This is a genomic window from Mediterraneibacter sp. 210702-DFI.5.30 (genome assembly GCF_020560115.1).
Lineage (GTDB): Bacteria > Bacillota > Clostridia > Lachnospirales > Lachnospiraceae > Mediterraneibacter > Mediterraneibacter faecis.
This window is the reverse complement of sequence record NZ_JAJCME010000001.1, coordinates 284,797-305,773: the sequence shown is the minus strand read 5'-3', so window position 1 is coordinate 305,773 and position 20,977 is coordinate 284,797. Positions and strand designations below refer to the sequence as shown.

At 39.7% G+C, this 20,977-nt stretch carries 20 protein-coding genes; 4 read left to right on the top strand and 16 right to left on the bottom strand.

Annotation, left to right across the window (positions count from 1 at the left end; translation table 11 throughout):
• Nucleotides 1–68: 68 nt before the first annotated feature.
• The 14 genes from ftsH to LI126_RS01380 form a co-directional block, all read right to left on the bottom strand.
• On the bottom strand, nt 69–1,907 hold the full coding sequence (gene ftsH / locus LI126_RS01445) for an ATP-dependent zinc metalloprotease FtsH (RefSeq protein ID WP_055171710.1): 1,839 nt from the start codon (nt 1,905–1,907) through the stop codon (nt 69–71).
• An 18-nt stretch (nt 1,908–1,925) separates the two neighbouring features.
• On the bottom strand, nt 1,926–2,453 hold the full coding sequence (hpt, locus tag LI126_RS01440; RefSeq protein WP_015529986.1) for a hypoxanthine phosphoribosyltransferase: 528 nt from the start codon (nt 2,451–2,453) through the stop codon (nt 1,926–1,928).
• A 4-nt stretch (nt 2,454–2,457) separates the two neighbouring features.
• Nucleotides 2,458–3,891, bottom strand: coding sequence for a tRNA lysidine(34) synthetase TilS (tilS, locus tag LI126_RS01435; protein ID WP_331469834.1), 1,434 nt, complete (start codon nt 3,889–3,891; stop codon nt 2,458–2,460).
• Nucleotides 3,892–3,945: 54 nt separating this feature from the next.
• Nucleotides 3,946–5,349 carry a SpoIIE family protein phosphatase gene (locus LI126_RS01430; RefSeq protein WP_227164675.1) on the bottom strand — a complete coding sequence of 468 codons (1,404 nt, stop codon included), beginning with the start codon at nt 5,347–5,349 and terminating at the stop codon, nt 3,946–3,948.
• Between the two features lie 210 nt (nt 5,350–5,559).
• Nucleotides 5,560–5,892 (bottom strand): FtsB family cell division protein, encoded by a 333-nt coding sequence (locus tag LI126_RS01425; protein ID WP_227164674.1) that lies wholly within the window; start codon nt 5,890–5,892, stop codon nt 5,560–5,562.
• A gap of 100 nt (nt 5,893–5,992) precedes the next feature.
• Nucleotides 5,993–6,322: a spore cortex biosynthesis protein YabQ gene (yabQ, locus tag LI126_RS16270; RefSeq protein WP_055162914.1), complete on the bottom strand. Its 330-nt coding sequence runs from the start codon at nt 6,320–6,322 to the stop codon at nt 5,993–5,995.
• Between the two features lie 12 nt (nt 6,323–6,334).
• Nucleotides 6,335–6,622 (bottom strand): sporulation protein YabP, encoded by a 288-nt coding sequence (yabP, locus tag LI126_RS01415; RefSeq protein WP_015529981.1) that lies wholly within the window; start codon nt 6,620–6,622, stop codon nt 6,335–6,337.
• Nucleotides 6,623–6,891: 269 nt separating this feature from the next.
• Nucleotides 6,892–7,131, bottom strand: coding sequence for an RNA-binding S4 domain-containing protein (locus LI126_RS01410; protein WP_015529980.1), 240 nt, complete (start codon nt 7,129–7,131; stop codon nt 6,892–6,894).
• 25 nt (nt 7,132–7,156) lie between these two features.
• A complete protein-coding gene (locus LI126_RS01405; RefSeq protein ID WP_015529979.1) occupies nt 7,157–7,429 on the bottom strand; it encodes an HU family DNA-binding protein in 273 nt (90 codons plus the stop codon).
• Nucleotides 7,430–7,597: 168 nt separating this feature from the next.
• The gene (locus LI126_RS01400) at nt 7,598–8,683 is read right to left on the bottom strand and encodes a hypothetical protein (RefSeq protein WP_054752837.1); all 1,086 of its coding nucleotides are present in this window, start codon (nt 8,681–8,683) and stop codon (nt 7,598–7,600) included.
• A 146-nt stretch (nt 8,684–8,829) separates the two neighbouring features.
• Complete coding sequence (locus LI126_RS01395) at nt 8,830–10,170, bottom strand: CCA tRNA nucleotidyltransferase (RefSeq protein ID WP_227164673.1); 1,341 nt, start codon at nt 10,168–10,170, stop codon at nt 8,830–8,832.
• Between the two features lie 320 nt (nt 10,171–10,490).
• The gene (locus LI126_RS01390; RefSeq protein WP_055147015.1) at nt 10,491–12,209 is read right to left on the bottom strand and encodes a Na/Pi cotransporter family protein; all 1,719 of its coding nucleotides are present in this window, start codon (nt 12,207–12,209) and stop codon (nt 10,491–10,493) included.
• 353 nt (nt 12,210–12,562) lie between these two features.
• Nucleotides 12,563–13,954, bottom strand: a complete 1,392-nt coding sequence (gene asnS, locus LI126_RS01385) for an asparagine--tRNA ligase (protein WP_020436552.1) — start codon at nt 13,952–13,954, stop codon at nt 12,563–12,565.
• A gap of 145 nt (nt 13,955–14,099) precedes the next feature.
• Nucleotides 14,100–14,750: a PD-(D/E)XK nuclease family transposase gene (locus LI126_RS01380; RefSeq protein ID WP_227164724.1), complete on the bottom strand. Its 651-nt coding sequence runs from the start codon at nt 14,748–14,750 to the stop codon at nt 14,100–14,102.
• A 433-nt stretch (nt 14,751–15,183) separates the two neighbouring features.
• On the opposite strand from LI126_RS01380, the gene LI126_RS01375 reads away from it, so the two are divergent.
• From LI126_RS01375 to LI126_RS01360, 4 genes are all read left to right on the top strand, one after another.
• Nucleotides 15,184–16,026 (top strand): formate/nitrite transporter family protein, encoded by an 843-nt coding sequence (locus LI126_RS01375; protein WP_020436550.1) that lies wholly within the window; start codon nt 15,184–15,186, stop codon nt 16,024–16,026.
• Between the two features lie 390 nt (nt 16,027–16,416).
• On the top strand, nt 16,417–17,634 hold the full coding sequence (locus LI126_RS01370) for a MarR family transcriptional regulator (protein ID WP_227164672.1): 1,218 nt from the start codon (nt 16,417–16,419) through the stop codon (nt 17,632–17,634).
• A complete protein-coding gene (locus tag LI126_RS01365; protein ID WP_015526878.1) occupies nt 17,634–18,167 on the top strand; it encodes a hypothetical protein in 534 nt (177 codons plus the stop codon). The genes LI126_RS01370 and LI126_RS01365 overlap by 1 nt, the downstream gene beginning before the upstream one ends.
• Nucleotides 18,168–18,427: 260 nt before the next feature.
• Nucleotides 18,428–18,901, top strand: a complete 474-nt coding sequence (locus LI126_RS01360) for a hypothetical protein (RefSeq protein ID WP_227164671.1) — start codon at nt 18,428–18,430, stop codon at nt 18,899–18,901.
• Nucleotides 18,902–19,141: 240 nt separating this feature from the next.
• On the opposite strand, the gene LI126_RS01355 is transcribed toward LI126_RS01360, so the two are convergent.
• Both LI126_RS01355 and LI126_RS01350 read right to left on the bottom strand, forming a co-directional pair.
• A complete protein-coding gene (locus LI126_RS01355; protein ID WP_110925732.1) occupies nt 19,142–20,554 on the bottom strand; it encodes a B12-binding domain-containing radical SAM protein in 1,413 nt (470 codons plus the stop codon).
• Nucleotides 20,555–20,557: 3 nt separating this feature from the next.
• Nucleotides 20,558–20,968, bottom strand: a complete 411-nt coding sequence (locus tag LI126_RS01350) for a DUF1648 domain-containing protein (protein ID WP_059085310.1) — start codon at nt 20,966–20,968, stop codon at nt 20,558–20,560.
• Between the last annotated feature and the right edge of the window lie 9 nt (nt 20,969–20,977).

The window sequence follows — 20,977 nt, the reverse complement described above, 5'->3', positions numbered from 1 at the left end:
ATACCCCCGGCCAACACGGGATCGCCCGCCGGCAGAGGGTATCTTATCCTAAATACATATAATAACTACTATCCTTCAACCTCACTGTCTGCAAACAGTGCTTCGAATTCACTTCTTGTTATCTTTTCCTTCTCAAGAAGCAGTTGTGCACACTTCTCGAGTACCGGATGATACTCCTGAATAAGTGTACGCGCTTTCAAATAACACTCATCAATAATACGTTTCACTTCTTCATCAATCGTTCCGGCCACTTTTTCGCCATACCCTCTTGATGTATGACCGAAATCACGTCCAATGAATACTTCATCGCTGTCATTATCATAATTGATCAGCCCCAGTCTTTCAGACATACCGAACTTCGTGATCATTGATTTTGCAATTGCTGTTGCCTGCTTGATATCCTGGGAAGCTCCCGTTGTGATATCATCAAAAATCTCTTCTTCTGCAACACGTCCGCCAAGGGAAACTGTAATTTCCTGAAGCATATGCCCCTTTGTATTGAACATATCATCCTTCTCCGGAAGCGGCATCGTATATCCGCCGGCTCCGCCTGTCGGAATGATAGATACGCTGTAAACCGGTCCTACATCCGGAAGCAGGTGGAACAAAATCGCGTGTCCGGCTTCATGATAAGCTGTAATCCTGCGTTCTTTCTCAGAAACGATACGGCTCTTCTTCTCCGGACCGATTCCGACCTTCACAAATGCATGACGGATATCAGACTGCTGAATGTACACCCGGTTCTCCTTCGCTGCCAGAATTGCAGCCTCGTTGAGAAGATTCTCAAGATCTGCTCCTGAAAATCCTGCCGTTGTCTGGGCAATCTGCTTCAGATCCACATCATCTCCAAGCGGCTTATTTCTCGCATGAACTTTCAGGATCTCTTCTCTGCCCCCTACATCCGGACGTCCGACAAGGACATCACGGTCAAATCTTCCCGGTCTTAAGATTGCAGGATCCAGAATATCCTTACGGTTTGTCGCTGCCATTACGATAATGCCTTCATTTACACCAAATCCATCCATCTCTACAAGGAGCTGGTTCAGGGTCTGCTCACGCTCATCATGGCCACCGCCAAGACCGCTTCCGCGGCGTCTTGCGACTGCATCGATCTCATCAATAAATATGATACATGGTGCGTTCTTCTTCGCATCCTGGAACAGATCACGGACACGGGAAGCACCCACACCAACAAACATCTCAACGAAATCTGAGCCCGAAATGCTGAAAAATGGTACTCCTGCCTCACCGGCTACAGCCTTTGCAAGAAGTGTCTTACCGGTTCCCGGAGGTCCTTCTAAAAGAACCCCTTTTGGGATACGTGCTCCAACCTGGATGTATTTCTTCGGATCTTTCAGAAAATCTACGATCTCCTCCAGTTCTTCCTTCTCTTCTCTCAATCCTGCAACATCACGAAATGTAACCTTGATCTCATTCTTCGTACTCATCTTTGCGCGGCTCTTTCCAAAGTTCATCGCCTTAGAATTTCCCCCGCCGTTCTGACGGCTCATCAGGAAAAAGATCAGAAATACTCCACCAAGTGTGATCAGCATCGGAACTACAACTGTTGTCAACATAGAATCCTTCGGTACATCCGAAAGCCTGTACTCCACCTGATTCTCTGTCAGAAGCTTCTCTACCTGCTCAACATCTGACACATTCACTTTCCTTGTATTACCATCATCTTTCAATGTAACAGAGACGGTTCCTGTCGGAACTGCACTGTTCTGATTGATGTAAACATCAGAAACATTTTTTCCCTGTACTGCAGAGACAAAGGAGGTATATGTCATCTCCTGCTGATGCATCTGAAGCTGGTTCGCCATCCACAGAACCACAACAAGGATCACAACAAAACTGATGATCGTTGCCCCACTCAGACCTCTGCTTTTTCTGTCATTATTCAATTTATTATTGCTTCCTTTCTATTCTGCGACTTCTACTACTCCGATGTATGGAAGATTTCTATACTTCTGTGCATAATCCAGTCCGTATCCAACTACGAACTCATCCGGAATCTCAAATCCTGTCCAGTCTACGTGCACATCTTTCACACGGCGGTCTGGTTTATCAAGCAATGTGCAAAGACGGAGACTTGCCGGCTTTCTCTGACGAAGTACGTCCATCAGATAATACAGTGTATTACCGGAATCAATGATATCCTCCACAATCAATACTTCCTTATTCTCAATAGACTCATCCAGATCTTTCGCAAGTCTTACAACACCACTGGATTTTGTTCCGTCTCCATAGCTTCCAACACACATAAAGTCCATAGATACCGGAACTGTAATTCTCTTTGCGAGTTCACACATAAAGAATACTCCACCTTTCAGAACACAGATCAGATGGATCTGCTTTCCTTCATACTCTTTACTGATCTTTTCTCCGAGTTCACGAATTCTTGCATCTACTTCTTCCTCTGAAATTAACACTTTAATCTTCTCAGCCATTGTTCTATTCCTCCATAATCTTTATCTTAAGAATCTTTTTCGTCTGGTCTCCCACCTGGTAGTACGAACTCATCCTTCTGCCCGGAATCCATACGATGTGGCTTTCCTCTGCGATCAGAAGCTGTCTGTCCCGTTCTTCTTGCGGAATCTTCTCATCAATAAAGTAACTCTTCAGCTTCTTTTTCTTTCCTTCCCCATCAATTGTAAAATAATCTCCGGGTCGTCTGTATCTCACACAGAGACTGCTTTTTATTATATCATAATCAAAGCATTTCGTGTAGCTTTTTTGTGGTATCTCTTTTGCTGAATTCTTCTCATTTTCACCGCTGATTGTACAGCAGATTTTCAAATTTGTTCCCGGGATCTGTGTTTCTCCCGGAATCTGAAGCTGTAGAACAAAATTACTCTCTTCTTTTCTTTTCTCTTTCTGATGTACAGATGTAACTTTTTTATCACCTTTTGTAAGCAGAACTCCCTCATACATTCTTTTGGCTGTAACACTATACGGAAGATCGATCTGCCGTCCTGTCTGCCGTTCAAACAGTTGCAGTACCGCCAGGATATGCCTGCTTTCAATATCTTTCTGTGCCCCTGCCACTTCACTTACTGATCTTTGGATCAGTAATTTCTTTATCACAGGATCAAAGTGTTTCATTTCCTCTGCCTTGAGAAATATTTCTTTCCTGCTTTGAAGTCCGTCTGTCTGTTTTGCACAGATATTCCATGCCTGATCTGTCTGTTTTTCCAGATATTCATAGATTTCTTCTGCCTGTTCACTGAGCTTCACAAAATGTTCTACCGTCCTTGTATTAACCTGTTCTTCTAATGTCGGAATTACATGATGACGAATCCGGTTCCTTGTGTATTCATCTTCCTGATTCGTTTCATCAACACAATATCTGATATCACAATCTTTCAACCACTGTTCAATCTCTTCCCTGGACAATTCCAGAAGTGGGCGGATCCATTTTCCATACACTGGTCTTATCCCACACAATCCGCGAAGCCCGGTTCCTCTTGCCATGTTAAGAAGCATTGTTTCTGCATTGTCATTACTATGATGCGCTGTTGCAATCTTTGTCCCGCCCTGTTCTTTACAAAGTTGTTCAAATGCCTGTCTTCGCACATATCTGCCTGCTTCCTCCAATGATTCTTTCCGCTTTTTTGCAATTAATTCCACATTTTCATGAAATGCAAAAAAAGGAACCTGCATTTTATGACAAAGCATTTCCACATATGCCTCATCCTGTGCAGCCTCCTCCCCGCGCAGTTCATGATTCACATGGCAGACAAGCACCTGAAATCCCAGCTTTTCCTGCAATGAACAAAGTGCCATCAGCAGACATACAGAGTCTGCGCCACCCGATACACCTATGACAATCCTGTCCCCTTTTTCTATCATATGATATTGTCTGATATAGTTTTCAATCTTTTCCAATCTTTTATCCATCATACCTCAACTATACGTTAACGGTTACTTCTATGTCAATGACTACTTTCTGCATTTCCACAAAGCTGCAACCAAAACTGACATATCATCCTCCGGTTCTTTTCCTGTCCAGTTAAGTACCTGCTGTAAAATGTGTCTGGCCAGTTCCTTTGGATTTCGTATTTCCGTTCCTTTTATGATTGTTTCAAGAAGGAAGTCCTGCTCTCCTACCGGAAGTGCATCCAGCACTCCATCTGTCAGCATGATTACATACGTTCCATCCGTCAACTGCCGTTTCACTGAATCTATTTCAAGTGAATTCATCACTCCGATTGGAAGGCTTGTCGATGTCAGATGCTCAATCTGATCCTTTCTTCGGATAAAAGTTGAGGATGCGCCTGCTTTGATCAATTCACATTCCCCTGTATACAGATCAAACACTGTAAGGTCGATCGTAGAGTAATGGATTTCTTCTCTTCCGCAGACCAGTGTTGTATTGATCATCTGGATCGCAGTCTTTTCCGGAAATCCCGCTTCCAGAAGTTCTTCGAGAAGTTCTATCACAAGTGTGCTTTCCCGACAGGCAGCCTGCCCACATCCCATGCCATCTGACAATGCAACTCCCCTTTTACCACCCGGAAGATCCATCATCGTAAAACTGTCCCCTGAAATATTACTGCAGCCTTTTCCGATTCTTGCTATTCCGGACATTGTGTAATAGGATGGTCCTTCTCGGAAGACCACTGTTGTATAATCCGCTCCGATCAACTGCGCCCCTTCTTTTCCCGGAATCAATCTTCTTCCTGTCAGATTACTCAGAATCCCTGCCAGACTTTTTACCGGAATCTTTTCCGCTTTCCAGGTGCGCATCGTCAGATGCAATTCATATTTTCCCTCTCCATTCACAAGAAAATGCATGGAAAGTACACGTATTCCTTTTCTTTTTAATTGAGACAAGATCCGTTTCCCCAACCTTTCATCTGTAAATATGCTGTCTTCCAGGTTTTTCGCCACATTTTGCAGCATATCTGCAAATAGATCAAGCTGGGTTGCACACCCTTCCCGGCTTCTTGCGATACGATTGATCCAGATCATATTTTGTCTTGCTTCGTGAAAACTGTCAAGCATCCCCCGATAAAACCGCGGAGCCATAATGCAGCGCTGCATCAGTTTTCTTTTTGTCTCTGCATCCAGTTCATTTCCATACTGATCTACTGCTGCAAGAATCTCGTATCCCATCTGATACATCTGAATATAGTTTTCACCCCAGCACCAACTGTTTTTCTCACATTTTTCACACACTTCTTCTCTTACGCAGGCAAACATTTCATCAATCTCTTCTTCTGAAAATGTCTGCTTTTTTTCTTCTAATTTCAAAAATGTTTTCGCTAACTGTTTTAATGAAACTGCAAACTTATCAATCTGTTCCACATATAGACTACTATGTAATACCTGTCCATTTTCCATTTCCATCCCCCCTCGTTACTCAAACTGTGAGAAACACACTCCGCGAGTTTCTCAAGTTATCGCGACAGTCGCCAAGTTCTCGTGCAAGCACCGATTTTGGCTCGTTGTTCGCGTAAAAAAGAAAAACTCCAGGAGTACTTTCTCTCCCGGAGTTATCTTTCGTAAAATTCTGTATTCGTCTTTCACTGACTTTGCAGATTCGGTTACTATTCACTTGATTGGTTTAAATACGATTTCATTCGGATCAACAAGATTCAACTTATCTTCTGCAATCTCTTTCATGTAATCATCGGTCTGTACATACTGCTCGTATTCTTTAATCTCTTCTGCTCTTGCCTGCTCACTTTTGATCTGTGTCTTCAGTTCTGCTTCCTGCTGTTTATACGCTGTATTCTTTGCATGAAGCTTTACTGCATTCACTCCCAGCACACCGGAAAGAAGACACAATACTGACAAAATCATAAGAACACTTCTTTTGTACGGACTCGGACGTCTCTGCTTTGTATAGCTGCGCCGTCCAGTCACTCTTCTTTTCTTTGTCATCTAAAATTCACCCTAAAATAATACACTCTTAACGTTACCGGGAACTCAATCCTGCCTTCACTGACGGAGTCCCCCTATAAACTTCCCAATTATCAATATTCTATCTGTTTTTTCTAATAATTTCAAGGTTTTTCCTTGTTTTTTTGTGTATTTTTTCTCCAGACGAAATCAGTTTCTGAATAACGGCAACGCCAAATACAAGACCTAGTAGAAAATACCATCTGATACTACCATACATAGTTGCATATATCTGTGAGAAAATATATGCACTCATAAATATCCAGTAGAACAGATCCTCGATTCCTTTCACCAGATTATTATGTATTATCATTTTCCTTAAGAAAATCAGGATCTCATACCCAGCCCGGACATTCACACCTGTAAGACAGGCACAGAAGAAGACAAGCAGTTCTTTTTTTATATTTAGCATCTTCTTTCTGCCTCACTTGAACATCTTTGTCCAAAAGCTTTCTTCCTGTTTCTTTGCCTGTGAAATATTAGAATATGAAACACTGTCTATTGTTCCCGACAAATCTACTTCTCCCTTTTCCACACTGAGACGGTTCACATGCAAGTCTGTTCCTTTTACTAACAGCATTCCCTGCTCTGTTTCCAGAAGAATCTCATTCAGATCAAAAGACAACACATCCAGAACACCTGTCACCATACTTGTCTTTCGGTTATTGACCACCAGCTTATGAGCCTTTACAGTCTTTTGCTGTTCCTCCATCTGCTGCACCTCCCTCTTCTCTGGCATACCCCACAGTATATTACTGGAACCAGATAACGGTTCCCTGTACTTTTCTATATATATGTCAGAGCTTTTCTACTTATTCCTGACAGATAAAGGTTTTATAGATGTGTCTCCAAAACTGCTTTATCGTACAATATACAGAAAGGCAGGGAATATCTCACTTTGTAAAATATTCCCTGCCTTTCTAAGATTACTGAAAACAATAACCATTGATTGACTTATACATTCCTGTCGTCTGACAGACTTTACAGGTATTTGAATAAGTCCTTTGCTTCTTCTTTTTTTGTTGTCTCCTGCAGTTCAAGAACCTCAACCTTAACGGTTCTCGTTCCAAACTGAATCTCGATCACATCTCCCGGCTTTACCTTCACAGATGCTTTCGCCGTCTTTCCATTCACCAGCACACGTCCTGCATCACAGGCTTCGTTTGCAACAGTTCTTCGTTTGATCAGACGGGAGACTTTTAAAAACTTATCCAGTCTCATATATTCTTCTACAAAATCCCCTGAACTAGTTGATTGCGTCCTTTAATGCTTTTCCAGCTTTGAATTTAGGAGCCTTGCAAGCTGCAATTGTCATAGTTTTTCCTGTCTGTGGGTTTCTTCCTTCTCTTGCTGCTCTCTCGCTCACTTCAAATGTACCAAATCCAACAAGCTGTACTTTATCTCCGGCTTTCAGCTGCTCTGTTACAACATCAACAAATGCCTTTAATGCTTTCTCAGAATCTTTCTTGGAAATCTCTGCCTTTTCAGCTACTGCTGCAATAAATTCTGTTTTGTTCATGGATTATGTCCTCCTTTATTGTACTCAAATACAATTCTATTCCTAGTTTTATTTATTCAGGTTGCAAGTCTGCACGATAACTTGCCTCAAACCCTTATGTACTGTTATAACGGTTTCCCTGTTGTTTGTCAAGATAAATCCACATTTTCCGCGGTTTGCGGAGCTTTTTTATTCGAAGATCTCTCTCAAAAATACTTCTTTCTCCTTCGTCTGTTCTACTGCTGTCTGCAGCTTCTCTACACTCTTTTCCGGAAGCCATGCTTTATTTGATCTGGAATAAGCACTTGCTGTCTTCCAGAACTTTTCCGGATAGGCCAGTCGAAGGCAAAGATACTCTCTTTCATCTGGTTTTAATTGCCGTACGCTTTCATATGCTTCTAATATATTTTGTCCTGTTTTTTGTTTCCAATGGTATTTTTCCATTACTTTTCTCAAAAGGTAATATAAATCATCTACTTGTATTCCGATTCGCATCCGCTCAAAGTTTGTTATCACCTCATTTTCCGGAAGGATCATGACATTATGATAATTATAATCTCCATGAAGCATTTTCCTTTCCCGTATACTTCTTTCATATAGATTCTGGCAACCAGACCGCTCTATCTGCTCTGTCACCTTTTCTGCCTGCCATGCAATTTCTTCATAATGCTTCAGATAATAGGATTCGAATTCATTTTTTGCAACCCGTTTTCTGATAAATGACCGCACTTTTTTCATTTCCCTGTTACGACGTTTCATTTCTTCCAATGGATTTTTACTTAACAATGGTGACAACTTTGTCCAGTCCATTTTCTTTTCTTCACAAACTGACTGCTGTGTATTCTGTGGGATTTCCTGCACCTCTTCTTTCTGGAATTTCTGAAATATTTCTTTCTCCTGCAAGTCCGGCTCATACCACTGAAATTCCAGATGAAGCTCTCCCAGTTTTCTTGCTGCCCGGAAAATATCTTCCTCTCTCTTCAGATTGCACTCTTCCCCCGGATACCATTTTTTCATCAAATATCTTGTTCCATCTCTGGAATTCTGCACCAGATTCCCTTCTTTACTGAACACAGGTGTATCCACCAGATATCCCTGCTTTTCTAATCGGTTTAAAATAAGATACAATAAAGGGACGCGCCTCTCCGAGATCTTTGTCTCTTTCAGAAGCATCGTCCCTTCTTTTGTATCGCAATAAAATGCACCTCTGATCCGCCGGGTGCTATTCACTTCAAGTTCGTACTTTTCCAGTACTTCCATCTCATATTCTCTCATGGCTGCCCCCTGTCCCATTGACCTGGATTATTATTCTTTTCCAGTTACCAGACTTTTTACTGTCGGTTTTAACAGCAACCGACAACGATTTCTTTCTAATCTATGAAAGGGACAACCTGAGTATTCTCTTTTTCTTCCGGTATTTTCTACTTTTCTTTTTCCATTTTTTCTTTCACGTACTTACAGAGATTCTCTTTCGTGTTCCGTTCCGGATCATCCAGCACATATTCCAGCAGTTCACTAAGCATTGCACCGAGTTCGCGTCCCGGCTTCATCCCCAGTTCCATCAATTCTCTTCCGCTCACCGCAAGCTGTCGAAGAGTCACGCACTGATTCTCCATCAGGATCTGTTTGTAAAGATTTCTTATCTCTACGATATTTTCAATCTTTTCCCTTCTCATGTAAGTGCTTTGTGATTTTGCATCTGCAAGACGCACTGCGAGATAGTATGGGAATAATTCGACACCGATCCGATTCATTGCACGACGTACATTCGCCGGTGTTACTTCCATCCGGTAATCATGATAGCAGACCAGCTTCGTTACAATGCGAATCGTCTCATTGTCAAATTTTAACCGCTTCAAAACTGTACGGGCAATTTTCTCGCTTTCCAAAGCATGTCCTTTGAAATGATCGTTTCCTTTCTCATCTGTTGTCTTCATTGCCGGTTTTCCCATATCATGGAACAACATTGTAAGACGAAGGTATTTATCTCTCTTCACATGCTTCAATGTATGAAGTGTATGCTCTGCCACATCGTACTTATGATGTATTGTATTCTGTTTTACTCCTACCATGGCGTCCCATTCTGGAAGAACCACCTTTGTAATTCCAAGTTCACAAGCATCCTGAATGCGCTCCGGATGTGGAGACGTCAGAAGTTTCACAAGCTCTGTCTGAATACGTTCTGCACTAATATTCTTAAGGTTTGGTGCAAGCTCCTTCACTGCTTTGGCAGTATCAGGTTCAATCGGGAAATCCAGCTGTGCTGAGAAGCGTACCGCACGAAGGATACGAAGTGCATCTTCTGAAAATCTTTCCCTCGGATCTCCAACGCAACGGATCAGATGATGATTCAAATCCTGCATTCCACCAAACACATCTACCAGCCGGACATCATCATTATATGCCATCGCATTGATCGTAAAATCTCTTCTGCGAAGATCTTCTTCCAGACAATTGGTAAAGCGGACTTCCTTCGGATGACGGCTATCCTCATATGCACCGTCAATTCTATAAGTCGTCACCTCATAACTGTCTTTGCCAATCATTACTGTAACTGTTCCGTGTTCTATTCCTGTATCAACCGTCCGGCGAAATATTTCCTTGATTGCTTCTGGTTTTGCCGACGTTGTGATATCCCAGTCCTGCGGTTTTCTCGCCAAAATAGAATCTCTCACGCAACCACCTACTGCAAATGCATCATATCCTGCAAGTTGCAGATTATTAATGATAAACAATACCTTCTTTGGTAATTCTATCTTCATTTACTACTTCCTTCCTATATTAGTAAAAGTTTCTTTTTTCTCTCTATTAACAGATTAATATTATAACTGTTCTTTCTTGTTGTCTCAACTATTTTAGCACAGTTTTTCTTCTTTTATCAGCATAAAATCAAAAGGATTTCCATGAATAGGCACCAACTCTTATTTAATAAACTATGAGAAACACGCTTTGCGAGTTTCTCAAGTTATCGCGACAGTCGCCAAGGTCTCGTGCAAGCACGGACTTTGGCTCGTTGTTCGCGTAGATAGAAAACAGGCAAACTCTCTTCTATTGAAAGTTTGCCTGCTCATAATAAAATTCGTTACTCCGTCTCTTTTAAAAATGTGCTGAATCTCACTCCGTCCTCTGCCGCATCTGCCAGATTCACACAGCTGTTTCCGATTCTTTCCACATTATGTAGAATCTCATTGAATGCAGCCGTAAGTCCTGCCTTACATTTTCCTTTGTGTACACGTTTAATATGTCCTTTTCTGATATCTCCGTCCATCTTGCGGATCTTTTCTTTCATCTTGACAAGATTTTCAGCCTCATTTGCCTCTTCGTTATTAACCATTTTCATGACCATATTGTACATTTCACTGACAAGTTCCATGCTCTTTTGTATATCCTTTGATGCTTCTTGCGAGAACTGTACTCTTTCTTCTTTTGCACTCTTCTTGTCCTTTTTCACAAGCTTTTCTGTCTGCATGGAAACAGCGACATTTTTCGTAAGTTCACTGATTCTGTCAATATCGATCAATACATACTGAAGCTCTGCGGCTCTTGCTGCCTGCTGCTCTGTCATAACTCCAGCCGCTGCCATTTCTGCAAGATAATCTGTGATTTTTCCTGTAAGTTCAGCTGTCACTTCTCTGCTTTTTACAAATTCTTCAACAGAAGCACCATCTCCACTATCAATCTTTTCTGCTGCCTTTTTCAGTATCACGCCTACCTGCTCTCCGCAATTCATCAATTCTCTTACTGCAAGCTGTAATGCAACTGTAGGCTGACTGATCAGTTTGTTATCAAGAAATTTTGGCTGCACTGCATTGACTTCTTTCACTTCTCCGTCCGGGATCAGACGCATTACGATTTTCACCATAACTCCAACAAGCGGTACCCAGATCAGCGTCATCACAAGGTTGAAAAATGTATGTGTATTGGCAATCTGTCTGGAGATCACTTCAATCTCCGGTCCCTTAGGGGAAATATACTGGATAAATGCTGCCAGTGGTTTTACGAACCAGATAAACAGGAAGCATCCTGAAATATTAAAGATACAGTGTGCAAGTGCTGTTCTCTTCGCATCCTTCGGCTGACCAATACTTGCCAGAAGTGCTGTGATCGTCGTTCCGATGTTATCACCGAAAAGAATCGGAATTGCACCTGCCAGACCGATGATACTTGTCACTCCATCAGCTCCCGGCTGAGCCGCAAAATTCTGGAGCACTGCGATTGTAGCACTTGAACTCTGTACTACAAGAGTCATTAATGCACCAACAGCAACTCCAAGGATTGGAATGTCTGCCACTTTGCCGATCAGTTCTGTGAAAACAGGGCTTGATGCTAATGGTTTCATAACTGTTCCCATCGTCTCAATTCCAAGGAACAGTAAACCGAACGCAAAAATCGTCATACCAATATTCTTCACACGTTCTGATTTAGAGATAAAATATACGATAAATCCAATAAAAATGATTGCATAAATGTAGTCACTTAACTTAAATGCAATCAGCTGCGCTGTCATTGTTGTACCGATATTGGCACCAAAAATAATAGAAATTGCCTGTGGCAGTGTCATCAGTCCTGCACTTACAAAACCAATCGCCATAACCGTCGTTGCACTTGAACTTTGCAGTACGGCTGTAACAAGCATTCCCGCAAGTGCTCCCATTACAGGATTTCTCGTTAAAAGTGACAGGATTTTCTTCATTTTTTCTCCTGCCGCTTTCTGAAGACATTCACTCATCATATTCATTCCATAGATAAAAACCGCCAGGCCACCAAGCAGCCCGAAAACAATCTGTATGTTTTCCTTCATTTTTCTTCCTCCAGATCCTCTCTCATGTCTGTTTTCAATTACAAATCACTGTCTCGCATCTGTTTTTCAAACGCAGTGCTTTTTTCTTCTTTACATATCCGAGATTATCATGGCTTTATAAAAAACTCTGTGAAGTTATGTTAAATCTATGTTAAATAGCGAAAATTTTATTAAAATCCCTTTTAAATAATGTTAAAACCAGGTTAGTTATCTATAACTTTCTTATTCTTTGCAGTCTTTCACTTCAAACGATAAACCGGACTGGTTTTCCACATTCGATATAGAAAAAAAGAGTGTTATCCACACACTTTACTGTTCATGTGTGAATAACACTCTAAAACTTCTTTATATTATTACAGTTCGCAGTTGTTTACTGTTCTTGGGAATGGAATGACGTCACGGATATTGGACATTCCTGTCAGATACATTACGCATCTCTCGAATCCAAGTCCGAATCCTGCATGTCTTGTAGAACCATATTTTCTCAGATCAAGGTAGAATCCATAATCTTCTTCCTTAAGTCCAAGTTCTTTCATTCTTCCAAGAAGCTTGTCATAATCATCCTCTCTCTGGCTTCCTCCGATGATTTCTCCGATTCCCGGTACAAGACAGTCTACAGCTGCTACTGTCTTACCATCTTCGTTCATCTTCATATAGAAAGCTTTGATTTCCTTCGGATAATCTGTAACGAATACAGGACGTTTGTATACCTGCTCTGTCAGATAGCGCTCATGCTCTGTCTGAAGGTCGCATCCCCAGGATACTTTATAATCAAACTTATCATTGTTCTTCTCAAGGATCTCTACTGCCTCTGTATATGTTACACGCGCAAAGTCAGAGTTCACTACATTATGAAGTCTGTCAAGAAGTCCTTTATCAACGAAAGAGTTGAAGAAGTTCATCTCTTCCGGTGCATTCTCAAGTACATAGTTGATCACATACTTCAACATAGCCTCAGCCAGTTCCATATCATCTTCAAGATCTGCAAATGCGATCTCCGGCTCGATCATCCAGAACTCTGCTGCATGTCTTGTTGTGTTAGAATTCTCTGCACGGAATGTCGGTCCAAATGTATAAATATTGCGGAATGCCTGTGCATAAGTCTCACCATTAAGCTGACCGCTTACTGTAAGGCTTGTCTCTTTCCCAAAGAAATCCTGTGTATAATCTACAGTTCCATCCTCATTCTTCGGAACATTGTCCATATCCAGTGTTGTAACACGGAACATCTCTCCTGCACCCTCACAGTCACTTCCTGTGATCAGCGGAGTGTGTACATATACAAATCCTCTGTCCTGGAAGAACTGGTGAATCGCATATGCTGCCAGAGAACGAACTCTGAATACAGCCTGGAATGTATTTGTTCTCGGACGGAGATGAGAAATTGTTCTAAGATACTCAAAGCTGTGACGCTTCTTCTGCAGTGGATAATCCGGCGCAGATGCTCCTTCGATCACAACCTCTTCTGCCTGGATCTCAAATGGCTGCTTAGCCTGTGGTGTTGCTACCAATGTACCCTTAACAATGATTGCTGCTCCTACATTCAGCTTGGAAACCTCAGCGAAGTTCTCCATCTTATCATGATATACAATCTGTAATGTATCAAAATAAGATCCATCATTCAATACGATAAATCCGAATGTCTTAGAATCTCGAATGCTTCGAATCCAGCCCCCAACTGTTACCTCTTTGTCCAGATATGCCTCTCTGTTCTTAAATAACTCACGAATTGTTGTCAGTTCCATACCATTTACTCCTTCAAATAATTCTTCTATCTTTTTCTATTATCAAAATCTTCAAACAGATGCCTCCCGGCAGTCTTAACAGCTATTATAACACTCCAGGAGCGCAGAGTAAATAAGAAACAACTGATATCACTATGTATTTCATCTATTTTCTCAGTTTTTCCAGTTCTGCCCTCAACCGGATCAGTTCCTTTTCTGCCTCCAGTGATTCTTTCTCCGCTTTCAGTGTTTCCCTTTCCTGCTTTATTGCTTTTACTTTTTCCCTTTCCTCTCCAAGAGCCTCATCCAACTCGTCAATCATTAGTTTTACTGTATTACGATCCAATATTTCCAGTTCTTTTGAAAACATCCCCATCATCCTTTCGCTGTTCCGGCAGATGTTATAGATTTCTTCATAAATGTCTCTAAATTCAGAATTTTGTTCCAACAATTTTATAATCATATCGGGATCATCCTCTTTAAGAAATACGAGCCATTCTTCTAATCTACCGTCTATTTTTCTTCCTTCATTGCGAATGATGTCATCAAAAATGTCAAGGCAAATAAACGTGGACTCCTGTAAAAGGTTCAGTTCTATTCCTGAATCACTTTGTTGCTGAAACCGATGAATATAAATGTCCTTTGAAAAACTCTTGAAAACACTATTACTTTTTTCAAATAGAACTATCGTATATACTTTTTTTATGTCTCGATAATGAAACTTTTTTCCTAATTCTCTTCTTACTCTTTTATACTGTCTTAATAACATATCAGCCGAATAACATGCACTACGCTCCCCTGGAAAAAGATATCCGATAGTGTTTCTCCTTCTGTTTTTTACTCCCGGTCAGAAGTAGATATAGAATAATTTGATGCACTTGAAATTTCAATGTGTTTTTTGTTCGTAACTCATCTTTTTTGTTGATAAAATGAGGATATCTTTTTTCTACACAAAACAATATTTTTCTAAAATTTTCCAGGTGAATAACTTTATAAACATATTTTGCATAATTACTATTGCTTACGGATGCTTATAAACCGTACAAATAACTGTCCTAAAGCAATAAAAATCTCGAATTTTGTATCTATATATAAACATGCCTTTCCTCTCTTGAAATCCAATATTTTCTAGTATAAAATATTCTCGTTAAATTCTTGACGAATAGCAATATAACAACGGCAGTTCTCTTACTGTGTTACCATTCAAAGCAAGAGAGCTGCCGAATTACAAAAGAATAAGGAGTTATATCATGGACAATCATTTTAACACTCCCGCAGAAGTCATTGATCTGAGTATCAAGGCCTGCGAGAACAAAACCCGTCTTCCACTTGGAAAAATGATTCTGCTCGGCATCATGGCCGGCGCGTTTATCGCTTTCGGCGGTGCTACAAGCAGCACGGCAGCACACGCAGTAGAAAATGTTGGCGTAGCAAGAGCTCTTGCCGGATGTATCTTCCCTGTCGGACTGATGCTCATCGTATTTCTCGGCGGCGAACTTTTCACCGGAAACTGTCTGATCATCATGGATGTATTTGACAAGCGTGTCACATGGGGCGGATTATTCCGAGATCTTTTCATCGTATTTTTCAGTAACCTGATCGGTGCTCTTTGCGTGGATCTGCTCATTGTATACAGTGGAAACCTGAACTACTCAGGCGGACTTCTCGGTGCTTATACAATCAAAGTTGCTGTTGGAAAGATCGCAATTTCACCACTGCAGGGAATCACTTCCGGAATCTTATGTAACATCCTGGTATGTCTTGCAGTACTGATGGCTACTTCCGCAAGAGATATTGCCGGTAAGGTATGGGCAATTTTCTTCCCAATCTGTGCCTTCGTAGTCGGCGGATTCGAACACTGCGTTGCCAATATGTTCTATATCCCGGCTGGTATCCTTGCTTCACTTAATCCGGCTTATGTTGCGAAAGCAGAAGAAGCTTACGGAATTACAGCTGAACAGATTGCAACACTGACACCACTTCACAGCCTTGCAAACTTTATTCCGGTTACACTTGGAAATATGCTCGGTGGTATGATCTTTGTCGGACTTCCGCTGTATCTGATTTATAAAAAGAACTGGGAAAATAAATAAGGACTGTTTTAAAGAAAAACTCATGTGAATCTCTTCTAACGAACTCACATGAGTTTTTTCTATCTCTGAGATTGTTGGCGTAGGTGCTCAAAAAAAGAACCTGAAACAAATCAGTTTCAGGTTCTTCAGAGGCGCAGACCGGATTTGAACCGGTGAATCAGGGTGTTGCAGACCCCGGAAAAAAACCTCGGAACCCTCTAAAACTCTAAGGTTTTCCAAACTGTCCACCTTATATCCACCCTAATTTTCATGTTGCTTTCATGCCATATCAGGTATTTTACTGTGCCAAATCTATGCCACTTAGCACCCCTATGGGCATATTATAAACATTTTAGTATCTTTCGTCTACAATTATTTTACTACAACTACAATATTATATGGAGGTTTATCGTGAATTATCAATTAGAATTAAAACAAATTGTGGATTTTCCACGCTGCCGGATTTACCGGGAATTTATACAAACCCTTATGAAAGACAGAAGCATCCGTACCAACGGAGGTTCCTGTCTTTTTTATTTTCTCATTTTATGTTCTTATGCAAATTACAGTTCCTCTTATCGGAACATCGAACACCTTACTTACAAAGTTGTTCCTGGAGAATGGATCTGTTCTCTTAAAGAACTACAGATTCACTTCCGCCAAAAATTCCAGCACCAGGTCATATCCATACTGGATACCCTGGTAGAGCAAAACCTTCTAACCTACTCACTACACGAAAAAAATAAGATTATCCAATACAAGATCAAAGACTGGCCAAAAGATAATACTGCCCTTTCCTATAATTACCCATGCAAAAAAGACATCGGGTTTTTCTTTTTTCCAATCGCAGATGTTCATAAACTAATCGGACTAGGAAAATGTTCGGAAATGGATGCTCTTTTGGATCTTTGGATTCATGCAGTCTATAATGATCCATCTGTGCAAGGCTCTGATGCCGGTCCGGTAGTATATTTTCGCAATCAGACTGGAAATCCCTTGTTCAGTTATCAGGAACTTGCCAGACGTTGGAAACAGTCGAAATCTTCTGTGTCCCGTCTGCTTAAAAAACTTGAAGATACCGACATGATCACACTGATTTCCTATTCCGGGAAACATGGCAGCATGGTATATCTACGTAATTATCTGTCCGTTATGTTTAATATCAGTGATGTCATGATTGATAAGGAGGAAATTGCCATGAAAATGCAACTGCCAATACATATACCCAAAGACACCTTGCCTGTTAAAAACAATTCTGAATGCGTTTCAGAATCTATTACTGACGAACAAATCATCGTTTCACAGGAAGGCTCCTGCGTTCCAGAATCACACATCAAAGCCATTGTTCGCAAAGTCGCTGAAATACTGGAAATACAAGGCATTTCTTGTTGTAGATGCCCCAAAACAAAGTATATATTATCTCCTTTATCAGCCTGCAAGGATAGTATATATCTATATTCACTACGTATTATCTGCCCCTGGGGGAAAGCCGCCTATCAGTTTGAGTTAAAACTAAAACCGGAAAATCCCGCCGTCACCAACGTCCCAGGGCATACTCCGCCTCTGCAGCATACCTTACCTGCCTTCGCTGAAATCCCAGAAGTTCTGTTGAAAGGAGGGGTTGTATAATGGCAAAGAAAAATCACCACCCTGTTTCTGCTGAAGTAGAAAATAATCCGCTGTACCATGATACCTATAAACTGCTCCGTTGTTACCGGGATTCTACTTATAGCCTGATGGTTGCTGTCCGGCAGGTGGAAATTCAATTCCAACTGGAATACAACACCAGTGTAGACGAATTTCTAGATTCCATCTATGCTGCAGGAGCAGATCTGGGAGACAGCCAGATTGAAGAATGGGCAAAAAGCATTGCCCGCAGTAACAAAATGATAAAGCTGCTTCTCTCTTCTGTGGATCTGCTCCGGAAAAATCATAAACATGGGGAAGAATATTACTGGATATTATATTACGCCTTTCTGTCTCCCCATGAACTGAAAAACACAGAGGAAATCCTGGAAGAGTTGGAAAAGCACGTTCCCAGTATCTCCTACCGGACGTACTACCGAAGGAGGCAGGCTGCTATTAACGCTCTTAGCAGCATACTATGGGGATTTTCTGCAAAGGGGACACTGGAAACTTTAAATAAGTTTTTCCCAAAATAAAATCGACATTTTCCATATAGGCACTCATTCTCTATATTAAAATGAGTGCCTATAAAAATTGATTTTCCCAATTGTACCTTTTACAGTAGTTATAAGTTTCCAAATACCACATCTTGTTCTATTTATATTTATTTGCTATAATATGATAGTTGAAAACCAATAATTTCTTTACAAAATAGGGGAGATTTCTCTAATTTTACCTATTATTTCAAATGACTAACGGAGTGAAAGAATTAGATATGCCTAAGGAATTTAAAAGTGTGGCAGAACAATTAAAAGCAATGTACAATGCATTGAAAAAATGGCCATTCATGATGGGGATAACCATTCTTATGTTTGTACTTCTGATTTCGTCAGAATACTTGACAGATAATGAGTTTATACTTTTTTTACAAATAATAGGGTTTGCTATAAGTTTTGCATTCATAGTAATGATTTTAATACTTGATAAACACGGAAAACAATATTTGAAGAAAATGAGTTTTTTTGCCAGCTTATGGTTTGCATCCTGTCTGGCTCTTGCAGATTTCAATCAACCCACTCTTAAATTAATCATCCAATTATATACTGCCTTTCTTTTCATTTTTGATGCTTGTATTATTCCCGATTTTCTCTCAAGCATTGATCCTCAGAAAAACAAGAATGAGTGTGTTTCTAATGAGCTAAAAGAAAAAATTGAGAAATTAGAAAAAGAAATTGAAGAACTCAAAAAGTTCGAGAAAAAGACAGACTAATAACTTCTTGAGTGAGTTCTACTAAATAATTACAAAACTATAACATCGAGAATACTTGGAAACTTATTTCTCTCTAAATGTGCTTTAAGATGATTAACTCTTCATCTTATCATTTTTAGTAATTAAACATGTTAAAACGTTTCCCCCTCCATTGTAAGAACATAGAGTTCCTTGAATATTTCTATTCTTAAGAATTCTATGTTCTTGAATAAATAAAAGCTTAATATAAAAAATTTCACCTTATTCGCTGCATGCTGATGGTTCTATATAATCTTCCTCATTTCCTATCCTTCTTCTATATGCTACAGTTCCTCCTTGTCTTTGCATTGCCCCTATTCGCTTCTCAACCTGTATAATATCCTCCATGCTAATTAGCGGATGTGTTGTAAAGAAATAATCACTGTTGGCATACCATAATAAATTATCAAACATATCTTCTTCAATATGTATATTAAAATCTTCCTTTTCCCACCATAAATCTGAAGGCAACAATAATAACCAATTCAAATTACACACTATTTTATATTTTGTACATATTAATTCAATCGTATCTAGTGTTTTATTGATCATTTCCATTGTTTCCCATGGAAATCCTATAATAAAGGAAAGAAAACAATGCTTATCAAATTGATACTGTTTTAAAATTTCTAAAGCACTAAAAAGTTGCTCTACCGTTAACCCCTTTCTTATTTTTTTCAATCCTTCATTATACCCACATTCTACACCTATTTGCATAGATGAAACCATTTGCAGTGGTATATTCTGTAATATTTGATTCTTTAATATATCAGTAACTCTTGCTTCGATAAATACCTTTTCGGTATAACCATACAAACGATGCAACTTTTTAAAAACATTAATAGCTCTTTCTCCATTTGCCGTAAAACAATCATCTACGAATAGTAATCTAGTCCCTCTATTTATGTTATCTTTAAACTGCAGTGCATGCTTAACACGTTTAATTACATGCTCAACAGATAAACCTCTCCAGTTTCTCCTATGGGGTATGGAACAAAAAGCGCAACTAAAACGACACCCTCTAGAAGTTTCTACCGGCAACTGTGTATATGGATTGGATGAAGGTAATAATTCATATGCTGGATACGGTGTATTTTCCATTTCTTCGACTGTTAGTTCTATTTCATCTTCATTTCGTAACACATTACCATTCAGTTTATAAGTAATACCTTTAACACCCTCTAATGTCATATTATACTCAAGAGCATTGCATAAATTCACAATAATCTTTTCACCCTCACCACGCATAACTATATGGGCATCTGATGATTCTAAAACATGTTTATCAAATATTGATGGGTGCAACCCACCCAATGCTATTTTAACGTCTGGAAAATTATCCGCTATTCGTTGGATAATAACCTTTGTATTAGACCAATTAAAAGAATTGACTGAAAACGCAATCAACTGTATATCTTTACTAGAAATTTTTTTCATTATATACTGAGCGCATAATTCCTCTATATCCCCCTTGTGTTCATACTGGATAAATTCGCAAGGATCAATTATGCTTACTTCATGTTTATTTTTCATTAATATAGAAGCCAAAAGATAAATTGCCATCGGTGCTAATTCCAAAGGTTCAAATTGATTTTTACTTATCTTTTGTGGTAACGCAACTATTAAAACTTTCATAAATTATCTCCTTTTTAATATCTTTATTCCTACAGCAGCCCCAATAACTATTTCTGCAAGTATTATCGAACTAATAGTTAAACGGACTCCATAAACATACGCAATAACATACAATTCACATGTCAAAAAAACTATATTAAAATACATGTTCAAATACGAAATAAATTTCTCATTTTCTCTTTGGAAATATTTATATACAACAAACCTAAATATTTTTTTTCCTATGCTGAGGGTAAGCACAGAGATGATTGGCATAATAAAAATATATGTCTTACTAACTATATTACTGGGTTCTGCTGCACTCCACTGAATTGATATTTTATTAGGAACCAAAAAGAAAAATATTATACTAACAAGTATACAAACTATCGTTACAATAATAGATACTACTGTAAACTTATCCTTCCTTTTCATATAATTACC

What these genes read in the sequence shown, in the direction of transcription:
- hpt (WP_015529986.1), bottom strand. Translation starts at nt 2,453, where the DNA reads ATGGCTGAGAAGATTAAAGTGTTAATTTCAGAGGAAGAAGTAGATGCA.
- LI126_RS01430 (WP_227164675.1), bottom strand. Translation starts at nt 5,349, where the DNA reads ATGGAAAATGGACAGGTATTACATAGTAGTCTATATGTGGAACAGATT.
- LI126_RS01425 (WP_227164674.1), bottom strand. Translation starts at nt 5,892, where the DNA reads ATGACAAAGAAAAGAAGAGTGACTGGACGGCGCAGCTATACAAAGCAG.
- yabQ (WP_055162914.1), bottom strand. Translation starts at nt 6,322, where the DNA reads ATGCTAAATATAAAAAAAGAACTGCTTGTCTTCTTCTGTGCCTGTCTT.
- yabP (WP_015529981.1), bottom strand. Translation starts at nt 6,622, where the DNA reads ATGGAGGAACAGCAAAAGACTGTAAAGGCTCATAAGCTGGTGGTCAAT.
- LI126_RS01410 (WP_015529980.1), bottom strand. Translation starts at nt 7,131, where the DNA reads ATGAGACTGGATAAGTTTTTAAAAGTCTCCCGTCTGATCAAACGAAGA.
- LI126_RS01405 (WP_015529979.1), bottom strand. Translation starts at nt 7,429, where the DNA reads ATGAACAAAACAGAATTTATTGCAGCAGTAGCTGAAAAGGCAGAGATT.
- LI126_RS01400 (WP_054752837.1), bottom strand. Translation starts at nt 8,683, where the DNA reads ATGAGAGAATATGAGATGGAAGTACTGGAAAAGTACGAACTTGAAGTG.
- LI126_RS01395 (WP_227164673.1), bottom strand. Translation starts at nt 10,170, where the DNA reads ATGAAGATAGAATTACCAAAGAAGGTATTGTTTATCATTAATAATCTG.
- LI126_RS01390 (WP_055147015.1), bottom strand. Translation starts at nt 12,209, where the DNA reads ATGAAGGAAAACATACAGATTGTTTTCGGGCTGCTTGGTGGCCTGGCG.
- asnS (WP_020436552.1), bottom strand. Translation starts at nt 13,954, where the DNA reads ATGGAACTGACAACAATTCGTGAGTTATTTAAGAACAGAGAGGCATAT.
- LI126_RS01375 (WP_020436550.1), top strand. Translation starts at nt 15,184, where the DNA reads ATGGACAATCATTTTAACACTCCCGCAGAAGTCATTGATCTGAGTATC.
- LI126_RS01365 (WP_015526878.1), top strand. Translation starts at nt 17,634, where the DNA reads ATGGCAAAGAAAAATCACCACCCTGTTTCTGCTGAAGTAGAAAATAAT.
- LI126_RS01355 (WP_110925732.1), bottom strand. Translation starts at nt 20,554, where the DNA reads ATGAAAGTTTTAATAGTTGCGTTACCACAAAAGATAAGTAAAAATCAA.
- LI126_RS01350 (WP_059085310.1), bottom strand. Translation starts at nt 20,968, where the DNA reads ATGAAAAGGAAGGATAAGTTTACAGTAGTATCTATTATTGTAACGATA.